The following is a 689-nucleotide window of genomic DNA, read 5'->3' as shown; positions in this document are numbered from 1 at the left end:
GGGTTCGGCCTTCTCCGGTGCGGCGGAGTCCGCGGGCACGGCACTCTCCAGCACGCTGGACGCCGTGGGCCCCGCCGTTTCCGGCGTTGCGGAGGCGCTGGCCCCTGTGCTTTCGGGGGCTGCGGAGGCTGTTTCCTCCACGGTTTCCGGGGTCGCGGGCGCGGTGTCTTCGGCGTGTTCGGGCGTCGCGGGCTTCGTGGGCCCGGCTGTTTCCGGCGCTGTCGAAGCTGCGGGTTCGGCCTTCTCCGGTGCGGCTGAAGCCGTGGCCCCGGCGGTTTCCGGTTTAGCGGAAGCGGCGGTTTCGGCTTTCGGAGGCGTCGCGGACACGCTGGGCACAGCCTTCGGGGACGTCGCTGGCGCGGCGTCCTCGGCCTTCTCCGGTGCGCTGGATATGGTGGGGCCCGCGGCTTCGGAAGCCGCTGATCGGCTTTCTTCGGCGCTGTCCGGCGCGGTGGCGTTCGTATCCGGCCGGTTCCCGAGCCTCGGCGCGGCGGCTGAGGCCGTGGGGCAGGGGCTCGCCAGCGAGTTCCAGAGCATCCGCGATCTCGTGGCCTCCGTGTTCTCGGGGGATCTTTCCGGCGCGCTGGATGCGGCGCTCGGGCTGTTCTCGGGCTTCCGGGAAACGGCTTTCGCCATTTTCGCGGCGCTCGGGGAAGCCGTGCTCGGCGTGTTCGCCTTCGTGTGGGGAC

Annotated in this window: 1 pseudogene; it reads left to right on the top strand. The window is 71.7% G+C overall.

The window, feature by feature from the left end:
• Positions 1–689: pseudogene (locus HMPREF0178_RS20210) on the top strand (hypothetical protein); the annotation flags it as partial.

The sequence above is a fragment of the Bilophila sp. 4_1_30 genome, from assembly GCF_000224655.1.
Classification (GTDB): Bacteria; Desulfobacterota; Desulfovibrionia; order Desulfovibrionales; family Desulfovibrionaceae; genus Bilophila; species Bilophila wadsworthia.
The sequence above is the reverse complement of the archived record's forward strand: the minus strand, read 5'-3'. Positions and strand labels throughout refer to the sequence as shown.